The organism is Acinetobacter sp. 778_lipA (assembly GCF_058242985.1).
On sequence record NZ_JBZAYT010000001.1, the window covers coordinates 3,572,661 to 3,586,333 of the forward strand.

Consider the following 13,673-nt stretch of genomic DNA (forward strand, 5'->3'; position numbering starts at 1 on the left):
GGATTAATTGTTCTTTTGACGCTCTTCTACTGCTTTTTCAAGCTGAGTAAGAATTGGATTTAATAAAGTTTGCTTACGCTTAAAGCTCGCTTTATTCACAATTAAACGTGAAGAGACTTTACAAATTTCTTCCAAAGGCTCTAGACCATTGGCACGCAAAGTGTTCCCAGTATCCACCACATCAACAATATAATCGCCCAAACCAACCAATGGGGCTAATTCCATTGAGCCGTAAAGTTTAATCACATCAACTTGCTCACCTAAGCTTGCATAATATTGACGAGTTAAATTTACATACTTAGTGGCAATTTTTAAACGCCCTTTAGGACGAACCATGCCTACTTTACCAGCTGTCATTAATTTACAGTTGGCAATCTTTAAATCCAATGGTTCATAGACATTTTGAGCGCCATGTTCCATCAACACATCTTTACCCGCTACACCTATGTCCGCTGCACCATTTTCCACATAAGTTGGTACATCAGAAGCACGCAAGATTAAAATACGAACGGATTTATGTGTGGTTGGAAAAATCAACTTACGAGATTTATCAGGATCTTCCAATAAGTTAATTCCCGCAGTTTCAAGTAAAGGCAACGTTTCTTTTAAAATACGCCCTTTACTCAATGCCAAAGTTAAACCATGATCAAAATTGCCCATTACGTCAAAGTTTGGATCATCGTTTCTCATATCGCTCATTAACTTACTCGCTCACTCGCTTAATTTGGGCACCTAGACCTTGTAACTTTGCTTCGATATCTTCATAACCACGATCAATATGATAAATACGATCGATGATGGTTTCCCCTTCAGCAGCTAAAGCAGCCAAAACTAAAGAAAACGAAGCACGTAGGTCAGTTGCCATAACAGGCGCAGCAGATAGTTTTTCCACACCTGTTACAACAGCATCATTACCTTCAACCTGAATATTTGCGCCCATACGAGCTAACTCAGGTACATGCATAAAACGATTTTCAAAAATCGTTTCAGAAATTGTTGCAAAACCACGTCCAATGGCATTTACCGCCATGATTTGTGCTTGCATATCCGTTGGGAATTCTGGATGGGGCAAGGTCCGGAAGCTAACTGCTTTCGGACGTTTCCCCAGCATATCCAATTCGATCCAGTCTTCACCACGTGTGACTTCTGCACCCATTTCTTCAAATTTATCTAAAACAGATTCAAGAAGATTTGGGTCAGTATGTGTGGTTTTTACCTTACCACCCGTTATGGCTGCGGCGGCTAAATATGAGCCCGTTTCAATACGGTCAGCAACCACAGAATATTCACAACCATGTAGACTTTCCACACCAGTTACTACTAATGTATCTGTATCTAAACCCTCAATTTTTGCACCCATTTTAATGAGCATAAGTGCAAGGTCTGTGATTTCAGGTTCACGGGCTGCATTGCGGATGGTAGTAACACCATCTGCCAATACTGCTGCAGTTAAAATATTTTCAGTCCCACCTACAGTCACCATATCAAAGATGACTTCACCACCTTTTAAACGGCCATCCACTTTGGCATGTACATAGCCTGCTTCGACCTCAATTTGTGCACCCAAAGCCTCTAAAGCCTTTAAATGCTGATCAACAGGGCGTGAGCCAATCGCACATCCACCAGGAAGTGAAACTTTTGCACTACCATAGCGCGCCAAGAGTGGACCAAGCACCAAAATAGATGCACGCATGGTTTTAACCAGTTCATAGGGAGCAAATTGATTATCCAGTGTAGATGTATCTGCGACAACCGTGTCCCCCTCATAACTCATGGTGATGCCTAAACCACCAATCAACTTGACTAAAGTACGAACGTCTTTAAGATCTGGAACATTTTTTAATGTAATCGGGGTATCTGCAAGAATCATTGCAGCCAATAAAGGTAAAGCCGCATTTTTTGCACCAGAAATACGAACTTCACCTTCGAGTTTTACACCACCTTGAATGACAAATTTATCCATTGACGCTTAAGCTCCAAACATACTGGCTTTGCGCCATTCTTCTTTAGTCATTGCACGAATAGTTACCGCATGTACCTCACCACTGGCAATATAAGAGTTAAGTGGCGCATAAACAGCTTGTTGACGAGGAACTGGACGTTTCCCTTCAAACTGATTGTCGACAATACGGAGGTCAAATTTACCTGCTTGTCCACTGACAGCAACTTCAGCATCAGGAAAAGCTGCTTTTAAGATTTCAGTGAGCTGTTCACTATTCATTGCATCGACCTCTTATAGGACTGACAGTGTAAAAACTGGCTATTTTACTATAACTCACCGAAATAATTCATTAACTCGTACAAAAAATATAGATAAAAAAAAGAGGTCTTTGCAACCTCTTTTTAAAAATATCAATTTTACGTCGCTAAAATCTCTACAGGTTGATAATCCAACTGCATTTTACGATGCTTGTGTAATTGCCTTTTTAATTTGTCAGTCAATTTTGTAATCGCATTATACATATCATCTGCTGTGGCTTGAGCAAAAAGCTCTATACCTGGCAAACGAAAAATTGCCTCTGCAATATGATTTGCACTGCCTTTTTTTGATCTTTTATCCAATTGATGATCTTTACTGAGTTTGACCTGCATACTGTTCACCTGATCAATATGCTTGGTCATTTGGTTAAATCGATCTCGAATGTTTTCTTCTATTGCGGGTGTAATACTTAAATGATGTCCACGGATTGTAATTTGCATAGCTTTATCCCTCTCCTTATATAGGAATATGAAAGTCATAACCCAAACGATCTCATGACAGCCTTCGCTAAGGAAAACTTTGCTCTATATCATGCAATCATTTAAGTTACTCCAAAAGACAAAAAGCGATTCATTATTTCGTCATAATGAACAATTAGAATAGCCACACTTTAAAATTTAGATCAACACTTTTCGGTCAGATGAAGACGGAATATGTAACGATTCACGATATTTTGCGACTGTCCTTCTTGCCACATCAATTCCCTCTTCTTTTAATAAATTGGCAATTGTATTGTCTGACAATGGCTTACGTGGGTTTTCATCGGCAACAAGTTTTTTGATTTTTGCTCGAATGGCAGTCGACGATGCCTCTCCCCCAGTAGTTGTTCCCACATGGCTAGAAAAGAAATATTTCAGCTCAAATAAGCCACGTGGTGTCAACAAAAACTTATTTGTGGTGACACGAGAAACCGTGGACTCATGTAATTCAACTTCTTCTGCAACATCGCGCAATACCAAGGGTTTCATTCCTTCAGCGCCGATTTCCAAAAACTCACGTTGATGTTGCACAATGCAACTTGCAACTTTTAATAAAGTTTTGTGACGCTCATCGACACTTTTGATAAAGTTTTTAGCTTCAAGCATTTGATTGCGTAAATATTGATTATCATCGCTTTGATCAGCACGTTTAATCATGCCTGAATAAAATGAGTTAATTCGAAGTTTTGGTAAAATATCAGGGTTAAGTTGGACATACCAATGGTCATTTTTCTTAGACACAACCACATCTGGAATTTGATAATCTGATTCTTTTTGGTCGAATTCAGCACCCGGATAAGGTTTAAGTGTTTTCAATAAATCAATTGCTGATTTTAATAACTCAGCATTTAAACCCGTTTGCTTAATCAATTTATTTAAGTCATTACTCACCAAAAGCTCATAATGTTTTAACAACATCAGCGCTTCTTTCCTAAACAATGTAGTTGTAGGTAAAGCCTCAATTTGTACAAAAAGACATTCTGCAAGACTACGAGCACCAATACCAAGAGGTTCTAAGCGTTGGATATGTTTTAAAACCACCAAAACCTCATCCTCTTCAACGTCAATGTCATAATCCATTTGTTGTAGTAGATGTTGTACAGAGCTCACTATTTCTTCAATATCGGCAGCCAAAAATCCTTTTTCATCTAGAGCATCCACAATACAATATGCAATCAATTTATCGACTGGAGAAAAATGCAATAAATTAACTTGCCCTAACATATGCTCTTTTAATGATGCTTCTGAATGACGATTATCTTCACGATCTTCAAACTCAGGGCGCTCCATAGCTGTTGTTTGATGGGTATAGACATCATCCCAATCCGTATCTACAGGCAACTCATCAGGTAAGTGATTGGCATTTAAAGAATCTGAAAGTTCATACTCTTGTTGTTCTTGTTTTACATTTTCAGGGCTTTCATGTGTCTCTTCTTCAACCTTTTCAAGCAAAGGATTACTATCAAGTTGAATTTGAATTTCTTGTTCAAGCTCCAAACTCGATAATTGCAGTAATCGAATGGCTTGTTGCAGTTGTGGCGTAAGCGACAACGAATTTGCAACTTTTAATCCAACCGATAACTTCATACCCATAGTTCCCACACTGTATTATTTCATTTCATCTTATGTGAATAAGCAATGCAAAATTCATGCCTACTCATTTTTTATATCACAGGAAATAGATTAGGACTAGTAAAAAAAATGAATACGTTACATAAAAATGTTTGTTATTTATCAATTAAAGATAAATTATAATTATGTCGTTTTTTTATTCAGTTTTTTTAAAAATCATCAGTTCTAGGTGCGCTGAAATAGTCATCAATTATATAAATAGTGATTTAAAACTTATAAGCAAAAATAAATGGCTTTAGGGCTATTTATTTCAAAATATTTAAATAAAATAGTTTCCACTTTGTGAGAACAGTCACATTTCTAGTTTTTGAAATTTATTATTTTTATCCTTTACTTATTGGAATAGTGAGTATAAAAATAATGATATAAAGAAATATGATGAATCGTAGTTTCAAGGAAAAGGTTTGGCACGATAACTGCTTAATTTTAGAAACGAGCGGCTTAAACTGCCAAAAAAATCATGTAATGGAGAACTCAAAATGACACTATCTACAAAAACACTATCAAAAAAAGTTTTAACCACAGCGCTTGGTGTACTTATGGCTGGCGGTGCTTTTTCACAGGTTCAAGCAGCAGACACATTAGCAAAGATCAAGCAATCAGGAAAAGTGATTATTGGATATCGTGAGTCATCTGATCCAATTTCCTATGTTATTGGTGGTAAACCAATGGGATATGCAGTCGATATTTGTAATAACTTTGCCAATGAGCTGAAAAAAACGCTCAAAATGCCAAATCTTAAAGTTGAATATAAAGCTGTCACTTCTTCTACGCGTATTCCGGAAATGTTAGCAGGTAACATTGATATGGAGTGTGGTACAACGACAAACTCTATTCAACGCCAACAACAAGTAAGCTTCTCTACAAACTATTATGCAACAGAAGTACGCATGGCAGTTAAAGCGAGTGCACCAATTAAAACGATTGCAGATTTAAATGGTAAAGCGGTAGTTACCACACAAGGTACAACATCTGACAAATATATCAAAATGGGTGAGAAAGGCGAAAAAGTTAACGTAAACAATGTTTATGGTAAAGATCACTCAGACTCATTTGCAATGGTGGCTTCTGGGCGTGCTGCTGCATTTGTGATGGATGATAATATTCTTGCAGGGTTAATCGCAAAATCATCAAATCCAAAAGATTTTAAAATTGTAGGTCCAGTACTTTCTTCAGAACCATACGGCATTATGTTACCTAAAGGCGATGCAGCATATAAAGCAATTGCTGATAAAACTGTAACGACGATGTGGAAAAATGGTCAAATGGCGGCGCTATATAAAAAATGGTTCCAATCACCAATTGCACCTAAAAATGTCAATTTAAATATGCCAATGAGCTCATCATATTTAAAACTTAAAGCGAATCCTACGGATGCTGGTATTAACTAAAAACGTAGTTTAAAACAACGGTTTATAGATCAGATTATATTTAAAGTCTGGTCTATAAATTTTTATAAAATTAAAAATACAAGGAGCACACATGTCCGTAGGCTCACTTAACTGGACAGCTTATTGTCTCCCCTCGAATGAATATAGTCTTGATAAAGCTGCATGGGCTGAATCTGTCTGTAAAGCAATTGGTGGTGAAAGTTATTCCCCGGTTGCAGATGCACCAACATGGTTACAACTCCTAGGTTCAGGTGTTTGGACAATGGTGTGGACCGCGATTGCTGCATTTTTCATTGCATTTCTTCTTGGTTCTCTGATCGGGATTTTACGCACATTACCCAATAAACCGCTTTCATTTATTGGTACCTGCTATGTCGAACTTTTCCGAAATATTCCCTTGATCGTACAACTGTTTTTCTGGGCATTCGTATTCCCGCAATTACTCCCACTCAGCTTAAGTACGGGTAGTGGTGAGATGGTTCATGGTGGATGGTGGCAAAATATTCTCAATGACAATCCCGCAGTGGTTGGGGTATTTGCACTCGGTCTGTATACCGCTGCACGTATTGCTGAACAAGTACGCTCTGGCATTAATACGGTTTCAAATGGACAAAAAAATGCAGCTTTTGCAATTGGTTTAAATCAAAGCCAAAGTTATCGCTATGTCATTCTCCCTGTCGCTTATCGTATTGTTTGGCCAACGCTCACTTCTGAAGCAATGAATATTTTCAAAAACTCTGCGGTGCTTTATGCGCTCAGTGTTTTGAACTTCTTTGCTTATACTAAAACCATGCGTGAAGAAACATCTCAAGATATTGTTATTCTTATTCTTTCGACACCAGTTTACTTAGTCATTACCTATACCATTAAATTGATCATGGCTTGGGTTGAAAAACGTATGGCTGTTCCTGGCCTAGGCTCGGGGGGTAAATAGTCATGGATTTTAGTATTTTACAAAATCAAGATGTCATTCAAACGCTACTCGCAGGGTTTAAATTTACAGTTACTGTGACGATTTTATCCATTATTGGTGGAATTCTGATTGGCACACCTTTGGCCATGATGCGTTTATCTAACAATAAAGTCGCTAGTAATTTTGCTAAAGTTTATGTCGATTTCTTCCGTGGTGTGCCACTGATTCAAGTCATCTTCATTTTTTATTTTTTATTGCCAAAGATTTTTGAATTTCAGTCGGATACTTATTATGGCCCACTGTTTTCAAGTGTGGTGACCTTTGCAATTTTTGAAGCCGCATTCTTTTCAGAAATCGTCCGGTCAGGCATTCAGTCTGTCTCTAAAGGTCAAGTCAATGCAGGCTATGCACTTGGTTTCACTTATGGACAAACCATGTCTAATGTGGTGTTACCGCAGGCTTTCAGAAACATGCTCCCTGTAATTCTGACTCAATCTATCGTACTTTTCCAAGACGTATCATTAGTTTACGTGATTAGTGCGCCAGACTTCTTGGGTAATGCCAATACCTTAGCAAATACCTACGGTGCTGAAACCAAAGCAACTTTCTACCTGATTGTAGCCGTTGTTTACTTCTGTATCTCCTTTGCGCTTTCACGACTTGTGAAGCGTTTACATCAAAAAATAGCAATAATTCGATAATTGGAGAATCAATATGCCAATGATAGAAATACAACATATCTCAAAATGGTATGGAGATTTTCAAGTTCTTACAGATTGCACTACTTCAATTGAAAAGGGTGAAGTTGTGGTGGTGTGTGGGCCTTCAGGTTCGGGTAAATCTACCCTGATTAAAACTGTGAATGCATTAGAACCATTCCAAGAAGGTAATATTGTCGTTGATGGAACTGCGTTAAAAGACTCAAAAACTGATCTGGCTAAATTCCGTTCTCGTGTGGGAATGGTCTTCCAACATTTTGAATTATTCCCTCATATGACTGTTTTGGATAATTTAACCATTGGACAACTTAAGGTATTAAATCGTTCTAAAGCAGAGGCTGAGAAAAAAGCGTTGCAATATTTAGATCGCGTTGGTTTGGCAGCCCACAAAAACAAGTTCCCAGGACAACTGTCTGGTGGTCAGCAACAACGTGTTGCAATTGCTCGCGGTCTGTGTATGGATCCTGTGTGCATGTTATTTGATGAACCTACTTCTGCATTAGACCCTGAAATGGTGGGTGAAGTGCTTGAAGTAATGAGTCAATTGGCAAAAGAAGGCATGACCATGATGTGTGTAACTCATGAGATGGGCTTTGCCCGTAAAGTCTCAAGCCGGGTTATTTTCATGGATCAAGGTAAGATTTTGGAAGACTGTGCAACAGATGACTTTTTTAATAAGCCTGATGAGCGTCACGAAAGAACCAAATTCTTCTTAGACAAGATTTCTATGGTGCACTAATCAGCAATATGCATTAAACATAAAAACCCCAATTTTTAATTGGGGTTTTTATTTAATACCTACAAACAATACCAGTAATTAAGGTTTCGCCGCATTTTGGCTAAAGTTTGGAGATCGTGGTCCATATAACAGACCTTTTTGCTGATTTATACTCGGTGAATATAGTTGCGAACTTACAGTATTGGATAAAGTATAGGCTTTGTCTGACAGATGATTAGATATTTGATCAACTAAAGCACCCACCAATGCGCCAATCAAACCAGCATTACTATTATCATTGGCTTGCTGAAGTCTCTGCTCACCTTGCCAAAGTAATGTGCCAGTTTGCAAATCTATAAGTTTGGCTTCTACTGCAACTGCTGCTACAGATTGAATCACCTGATATTTAGAACCATACTCTTTAACTTTAATATATAACGCAGCATCAGCACCGAAAATTTCTTTTAACTTTTGAGGTGGGATTGCTTGAGCATCAAATCCATTGGTCACCCCATTCTCTTTAAACATTATATCAACAACCGAAATTGGAAATACATAATAACCAGCCTCAGCCACAGGCAATGTTACTGTTGACCAGTATCCATAGGTTGCACGGGTATCAGGAGACTCATTGATTGGAGGAAGTACCAAAATCGACTTAGGGATATGCTCACGATATGCTGCTAAATCACGATTTTGTTTAGGTGACACCGCACAACCTGTAAAAAGCATCATCAGTAAACCAAGGATGAATAATTGTTTCATATTTTTCATTTGGAATTTACCTCAGTCGATTGAGTGGTCATTTTCTTCAATAAACGATCCATCAATACAGTTGACTCAGGATAAATTTGGCGCTCTAACTCAAAATACTGAATTGCACGTGGGCCATTTTGAATATTAAGATTTAACAGCCCCAGATGTGCATATAAACCTGGCGGCACTGCAGCATTTTTTGCTTTTGCTTTCTCAACATCTTTTTCGAGCGCTAAAATTTGTTGCTGAGGCGAAGTTTTTTCAGGAACCGCCAGCATTAAATAAGTCTGCTGTGGATATCCGCCCCAACTATATAAAGAGTGTGTTCCAGATGCACACCCAACTAAAGTTAACGTAGAAAAAAAACTTAAGAATAATAAAACCCGTTTCATTTATTCAAACCTATTGTACGGACCACTTGTTTGTTTGAATATCTGTGACAAGGTGATTAACCGCTTCGCGTACAGCCAGATCTAGAACCTTACCATTTAAAGTTGAGTCATAAGATGCTGTAGAACCAAAACCTAAAATTTCACGTTCACTGAGCGCGTATTCACCTGCACCCTGCACAGAATGGACAACTTCTGCTGTATTTACATCAACAACATTAATATTGACTTTTGCATAGGCAATTTGAGTTTTACCACGCCCTAATAGCCCAAACAATTGATGGTCGCCCACTTCTTTGCGCCCAAATTCAGACACATCCCCAGTAAGCACATAACGTGCGCCCTTAATTGATTGAGATGCTTTACCAAAACCAGCCTCTTGTTGCAGTTCAGATAAGTTGTCTCGATTTAAGACTGAAAAATAACCTGTTTGTTGCAAGTGTGTTTCTAAAATCGTTTTTGCTTGACCGCCTAAACGATCTACATTATCAGAGAAAATTCCACGCATATAACTTGAGCGGTTATCAAACTTACCAATCGAAACTGCTGTTTTCACACCTGAATATTTGACCGCTGAAGTCGCTACAGCCACTTGGGGTGCTTGGATGGTTTTAGAACTTTCAGTGGTAGAACAAGCTGTAAGTACCAAGCCATTTAAGGCAGCAATCAATAATATTTTTTTCAAAATTACATCTCTCTAAGGTTTGAACCATTATAATGAATAAATATATAATAAAAAATAAACATACCATTAATTAATTTTTAACAAATAGAATTTACTGATAAAATGCATAACTATTTTTGTTAGTAAAAACAATCATTTCATACCAAAAATTAGCTTTAAACCAAGTAATGTCATAACACCACCCGCGATTCGATCGAAAACTTTCTTAAACTTTAAATAAACACGACGCGGTTTTTCCGCTGAAAGCGCAACAGCAACCAGTGAATACCAGCCTGCATCGATAAAGAAGCACAAGATAGGCAAAACAAAATAAAAATACGTTGGAATTTCTTTGGGTAAAAGCGCAGTAAAAATACTGGCTAAAATAATCGCAATTTTAGGATTACTTAATTGAGTAATTAAACCTAGACGAAACGCTTGTTGATAACTCATCACCGTGGATGAGTCAGATGCTTGTGCCATTGGATCTTTAGCATGTTTAATAATTTTATAGGCCAGCCAAAGTAAATACAGACCACCACAAATTTTTAAAGCTAAATATGCAGAAGGTACAGCCAATAAAATTGCTTGTAACCCCATTACAGCTAAAAAACCAAATAAAGCTGCGCCCGTGCCAGTCCCTAAAGCGGTAAACAGACCATGTTTACGAGAAATCGCAATTGAATTTTTAGCCACATAAACAAATGTAGGACCAGGGCTAATTGCGCCTAGCATTAATGCCAATGCAATTGAACCTAAAATCAATAATGATTCCAAGAGACACCCCAACCCAAACTATTTTTAAGAATAGATATTTTACGCTACAACCGATTTTTGAAGATATAAAAATCTTTATTATTTCGCGACCATGCTTTTATTCAATGCAAATTCATTAAAGTCTCAATCATGAATTTAAATACACTTGTGTATTATTATGCACAGAACAAATAAATTATTTTAGAGCAAAAACTCAATAAAAATTTTATTTTTCAATATTTTAATTATATCAATAAAATCATCAACGTATATAAAACATCCTAAAAAATTATGAAATCGACCATTTTAATCACAAAAATTAACTTCCATTTTCATGTATTTATAGGCTATAAAAAACCATAATAAAACTATGGTTTTAAATTATCCAAAATCAATATTTATACTTAGGGGTAAAAAATGCACAACAACAAAACGAATCGTTTAGATGCAAACCAAGCACATCTATGGATCATTGGTGGTGGAATTGCAGGAATGGCAGCTGCCGCATTTGCCATACGTGATGCTAAAGTACCCGCTAAAAATATCCACATTCTCGAAGAGTTAGATGTCTCAGGTGGTTCAATGGATGGCGGTCATACACCACATGCTGCGCAAGCATGGGTTACCCGTGGTGGGCGGATGCTAACAGATGAAACATATTTATGCCTTTGGGACTTATTTTCGAGTATTCCATCCTTAGAAAATCCTGAAATTTCTGTTCGTGAAGAATGTCGTGAGTTCAATGAACAAGTCAAAACTCATGCACAAGCCCGTTTAATTGATGCGCAACATGTGATTTCAGACGCCGCTAAACTGGGTTTAAATACACGCCATCGTGCGCAGATGCTACGCTTATTGGCAGCGAAAGAAGAAAAAATTGGCAGTCGTCGTATTGATGAGTTTTTTGATGAGACCTTCTTTGAAACGAACTTTTGGCGTATGTGGCGCACTACATTTGCCTTCCAAAAATGGCACAGTGCTGCAGAACTTCGTCGCTATTTCTTACGTTTTATCCAAGAGTTACCACGCATTCATACCCTAGCTGGAGTAAAAAGAACTAAATACAACCAATATGATTCAATGATTTTGCCGCTACAACGTTGGTTGATTGCACAAGGCGTAGACGTTCGTTTTAGCAATTATGTGACAGATGCAGACTTTCAAACCGATGAAGCAACCCTAGAGCGTCGTGCAACACGCTTGTATGTCAACCTTCCTGAAGGTACAGAGCAAATTGACCTTCAAGAGAATGATCTAGCCATATTTACTTTAGGTTCAATTACAGCAGATTCTCGTTATGCAGGGAATGATGATGTTCCAGCGCTTATTCGTGATCGACTTGATCATGGTTGGACGCTATGGGAAACCCTTGCGAAAAAAGCACCTGACTTTGGTCGACCAATGACCTTTTATGGCAACATTGATGAACATAAATGGGAGTCTTTTACCCTCACCATGAAAGATGATGTTCTGTTAAATCGCATCATTGATTACACAGGCAACCAGCCAGGTACTGGGGCACTGATGACTTGGTTTGAATCGGGCTGGCATTTATCAATTGTAGTACCTGCTCAACCTCATTTTGCAAATTTGCCAAAAGGCACATTTACCCTCTGGGGTTATGGTTTTCAAATTGATCAAACTGGTGACTACATCAAAAAACCAATGTCACAAGCAACAGGTAATGAAATACTTACTGAACTAATTCTACAACTCGGTTTTGATGACATTCTTGAGCATGTTCTAGCAAATACCATTGTAACAACTGCAATGATGCCTTATGCATCGGCGTTATTTGCCTGTCGTAAGCCTGGTGACCGCCCACAGGTTATTCCACAAGGTGCAAAAAACTTCGCATTCTTGGGCCAATTTGTTGAAATTGAAGATGATGTGGTTTTTACTGTTGAATATTCTGTTCGTGGTGCCATGATTGCAATTTATGAGTTCTTTGGCGTAGAACGTAAAATTCCTGAGATCTATAATGGATTACTTGATCCTAAAGTCGGATTAAAAGCTTTAGAAACTGTTTTTCATTAATTCATTTAAAATCAACTGAGTTAAATAGAATTAAAACCAAACGAGTGCATCCTCTTTTGATGCACTCGTTTTTATATTTTGAATACAAATCAAGGTTGTGAATCCACTGAACGAGCACTGAGACGATAATCTTTTTCATACACAGGCATACCTGCAATATGGATTGAACGAACTTCAGTTTTTGTTGGTGTAGGTGGTTTCTTTTCACACCCAACCAAAAATACTGCAAGTATTACACTCACACTGATGGCTAGCTTTTTCATAGCATCTCCTCCATTTTTTGTTTTATTTATAGTTCGAGCATAACAGTTCTGATTAAAAATACAGCTATTTTTTATTTCAAAAGGTGTCTATCTATAGAAAGTAGCTATACATCACAAGAATGTATCATTAAAACAGCTTGATCTTCACCATTTTTATTTTTGTAACGGTAGTGAAAGCCACCATTTCCATCAAACTCCATGTCACTAAAATATTGAAAAGCATCTACACTTACAGACTCAATTTTAGGGTGTTGCTCTGGCTGAAGTTGAATTTTGTTTAAAATTTTCGCGGTAAATGCTTTTTGGAAAATAATCATAGGCGCATCTTTTAATTCAAATCGAGCGATACATCCGGTGTTTTCATCCACAGCAACAACGTTGTCTAAAGCCTGAACAATCCCCACCTTCGAAATGAAAAGACTATGATGAACATTAAAAGTATAGCCATAGCTTAAATGCAAGAAATCCTCGGTTTGGTTTTCGACATTTAAACCACGCTCCCAATCCATGACCAAGGGCAATCTATAATCATCACCTTCATAGAGTACAAAATCACAATGATAATTTGCATCTTCATCGCATGTTTGCTGAATGACTGAAAATTGTCCTATCTTCGCCACTGTGCGATGAATCTGCTCAGCATAACTACTGCTTGTATAAGCCATCATGCTAGATAATATCGGAAATATTGTATTG

At 37.7% G+C, this 13,673-nt stretch carries 16 protein-coding genes; 5 read left to right on the forward strand and 11 right to left on the reverse strand.

The features are described from left to right. Positions 1-3: 3 nt before the first annotated feature. The 5 genes from hisG to AC4CUY_RS16865 all read right to left on the reverse strand — a co-directional run bounded on the left by hisG (position 4) and on the right by AC4CUY_RS16865 (position 4,326). Positions 4-699, reverse strand: coding sequence for an ATP phosphoribosyltransferase (hisG, locus tag AC4CUY_RS16845; RefSeq protein ID WP_056515646.1), 696 nt, complete (start codon positions 697-699; stop codon positions 4-6). 4 nt (positions 700-703) lie between these two features. Next, positions 704-1,963, reverse strand: a complete 1,260-nt coding sequence (gene murA, locus AC4CUY_RS16850; protein ID WP_419328199.1) for a UDP-N-acetylglucosamine 1-carboxyvinyltransferase — start codon at positions 1,961-1,963, stop codon at positions 704-706. A gap of 6 nt (positions 1,964-1,969) precedes the next feature. Further along, the gene (gene ibaG / locus AC4CUY_RS16855; protein WP_004723729.1) at positions 1,970-2,221 is read right to left on the reverse strand and encodes a BolA family iron metabolism protein IbaG; all 252 of its coding nucleotides are present in this window, start codon (positions 2,219-2,221) and stop codon (positions 1,970-1,972) included. A 137-nt stretch (positions 2,222-2,358) separates the two neighbouring features. After that, positions 2,359-2,700 carry a ribosome hibernation-promoting factor, HPF/YfiA family gene (gene hpf, locus AC4CUY_RS16860; protein WP_490774482.1) on the reverse strand — a complete coding sequence of 114 codons (342 nt, stop codon included), beginning with the start codon at positions 2,698-2,700 and terminating at the stop codon, positions 2,359-2,361. A gap of 177 nt (positions 2,701-2,877) precedes the next feature. Beyond that, positions 2,878-4,326, reverse strand: coding sequence for an RNA polymerase factor sigma-54 (locus tag AC4CUY_RS16865; protein WP_419328197.1), 1,449 nt, complete (start codon positions 4,324-4,326; stop codon positions 2,878-2,880). 524 nt (positions 4,327-4,850) lie between these two features. Between AC4CUY_RS16865 and AC4CUY_RS16870 the strand changes: the two genes are divergently transcribed. From AC4CUY_RS16870 to AC4CUY_RS16885, 4 genes are all read left to right on the forward strand, one after another. Then, a complete protein-coding gene (locus AC4CUY_RS16870; RefSeq protein ID WP_004723734.1) occupies positions 4,851-5,762 on the forward strand; it encodes an amino acid ABC transporter substrate-binding protein in 912 nt (303 codons plus the stop codon). A 91-nt stretch (positions 5,763-5,853) separates the two neighbouring features. Beyond that, positions 5,854-6,696, forward strand: a complete 843-nt coding sequence (locus tag AC4CUY_RS16875; protein ID WP_336952101.1) for an amino acid ABC transporter permease — start codon at positions 5,854-5,856, stop codon at positions 6,694-6,696. 2 nt (positions 6,697-6,698) lie between these two features. Continuing rightward, positions 6,699-7,376 carry an amino acid ABC transporter permease gene (locus AC4CUY_RS16880; RefSeq protein ID WP_336952102.1) on the forward strand — a complete coding sequence of 226 codons (678 nt, stop codon included), beginning with the start codon at positions 6,699-6,701 and terminating at the stop codon, positions 7,374-7,376. Between the two features lie 13 nt (positions 7,377-7,389). Further along, positions 7,390-8,133: an amino acid ABC transporter ATP-binding protein gene (locus AC4CUY_RS16885; RefSeq protein WP_004723740.1), complete on the forward strand. Its 744-nt coding sequence runs from the start codon at positions 7,390-7,392 to the stop codon at positions 8,131-8,133. Between the two features lie 78 nt (positions 8,134-8,211). Here the strand turns inward: AC4CUY_RS16885 and AC4CUY_RS16890 are convergent, their stop codons facing one another. From AC4CUY_RS16890 to AC4CUY_RS16905, 4 genes are all read right to left on the reverse strand, one after another. After that, complete coding sequence (locus tag AC4CUY_RS16890; protein WP_336952103.1) at positions 8,212-8,886, reverse strand: DUF799 domain-containing protein; 675 nt, start codon at positions 8,884-8,886, stop codon at positions 8,212-8,214. After that, the gene (locus AC4CUY_RS16895; RefSeq protein WP_336952104.1) at positions 8,883-9,260 is read right to left on the reverse strand and encodes a DUF4810 domain-containing protein; all 378 of its coding nucleotides are present in this window, start codon (positions 9,258-9,260) and stop codon (positions 8,883-8,885) included. Before AC4CUY_RS16895 ends, AC4CUY_RS16890 begins: the two co-directional genes overlap by 4 nt. Positions 9,261-9,270: 10 nt before the next feature. After that, positions 9,271-9,942, reverse strand: a complete 672-nt coding sequence (locus tag AC4CUY_RS16900; RefSeq protein ID WP_336952105.1) for a CsgG/HfaB family protein — start codon at positions 9,940-9,942, stop codon at positions 9,271-9,273. 132 nt (positions 9,943-10,074) lie between these two features. Next, a complete protein-coding gene (locus AC4CUY_RS16905) occupies positions 10,075-10,698 on the reverse strand; it encodes a LysE family translocator (RefSeq protein WP_336952106.1) in 624 nt (207 codons plus the stop codon). Between the two features lie 396 nt (positions 10,699-11,094). Here AC4CUY_RS16905 and AC4CUY_RS16910 point away from each other — a divergent pair, with 396 nt between their 5' ends. After that, positions 11,095-12,714 carry an oleate hydratase gene (locus tag AC4CUY_RS16910; RefSeq protein ID WP_419328194.1) on the forward strand — a complete coding sequence of 540 codons (1,620 nt, stop codon included), beginning with the start codon at positions 11,095-11,097 and terminating at the stop codon, positions 12,712-12,714. An 89-nt stretch (positions 12,715-12,803) separates the two neighbouring features. Here the strand turns inward: AC4CUY_RS16910 and AC4CUY_RS16915 are convergent, their stop codons facing one another. Both AC4CUY_RS16915 and AC4CUY_RS16920 read right to left on the reverse strand, forming a co-directional pair. After that, positions 12,804-12,977 carry an NF038215 family lipoprotein gene (locus AC4CUY_RS16915; protein ID WP_336952108.1) on the reverse strand — a complete coding sequence of 58 codons (174 nt, stop codon included), beginning with the start codon at positions 12,975-12,977 and terminating at the stop codon, positions 12,804-12,806. A gap of 104 nt (positions 12,978-13,081) precedes the next feature. After that, on the reverse strand, positions 13,082-13,642 hold the full coding sequence (locus AC4CUY_RS16920) for a hypothetical protein (protein ID WP_419328235.1): 561 nt from the start codon (positions 13,640-13,642) through the stop codon (positions 13,082-13,084). Positions 13,643-13,673 lie beyond the last annotated feature (31 nt).

What these genes read in the sequence shown, in the direction of transcription:
- AC4CUY_RS16895 (WP_336952104.1), bottom strand. Translation starts at nt 9,260, where the DNA reads ATGAAACGGGTTTTATTATTCTTAAGTTTTTTTTCTACGTTAACTTTA.
- AC4CUY_RS16885 (WP_004723740.1), top strand. Translation starts at nt 7,390, where the DNA reads ATGCCAATGATAGAAATACAACATATCTCAAAATGGTATGGAGATTTT.
- AC4CUY_RS16910 (WP_419328194.1), top strand. Translation starts at nt 11,095, where the DNA reads ATGCACAACAACAAAACGAATCGTTTAGATGCAAACCAAGCACATCTA.
- murA (WP_419328199.1), bottom strand. Translation starts at nt 1,963, where the DNA reads ATGGATAAATTTGTCATTCAAGGTGGTGTAAAACTCGAAGGTGAAGTT.
- hisG (WP_056515646.1), bottom strand. Translation starts at nt 699, where the DNA reads ATGAGCGATATGAGAAACGATGATCCAAACTTTGACGTAATGGGCAAT.
- AC4CUY_RS16875 (WP_336952101.1), top strand. Translation starts at nt 5,854, where the DNA reads ATGTCCGTAGGCTCACTTAACTGGACAGCTTATTGTCTCCCCTCGAAT.
- hpf (WP_490774482.1), bottom strand. Translation starts at nt 2,700, where the DNA reads ATGCAAATTACAATCCGTGGACATCATTTAAGTATTACACCCGCAATA.
- AC4CUY_RS16880 (WP_336952102.1), top strand. Translation starts at nt 6,699, where the DNA reads ATGGATTTTAGTATTTTACAAAATCAAGATGTCATTCAAACGCTACTC.
- AC4CUY_RS16865 (WP_419328197.1), bottom strand. Translation starts at nt 4,326, where the DNA reads ATGAAGTTATCGGTTGGATTAAAAGTTGCAAATTCGTTGTCGCTTACG.
- AC4CUY_RS16890 (WP_336952103.1), bottom strand. Translation starts at nt 8,886, where the DNA reads ATGAAAAATATGAAACAATTATTCATCCTTGGTTTACTGATGATGCTT.
- AC4CUY_RS16870 (WP_004723734.1), top strand. Translation starts at nt 4,851, where the DNA reads ATGACACTATCTACAAAAACACTATCAAAAAAAGTTTTAACCACAGCG.
- AC4CUY_RS16915 (WP_336952108.1), bottom strand. Translation starts at nt 12,977, where the DNA reads ATGAAAAAGCTAGCCATCAGTGTGAGTGTAATACTTGCAGTATTTTTG.
- ibaG (WP_004723729.1), bottom strand. Translation starts at nt 2,221, where the DNA reads ATGAATAGTGAACAGCTCACTGAAATCTTAAAAGCAGCTTTTCCTGAT.
- AC4CUY_RS16920 (WP_419328235.1), bottom strand. Translation starts at nt 13,642, where the DNA reads ATGGCTTATACAAGCAGTAGTTATGCTGAGCAGATTCATCGCACAGTG.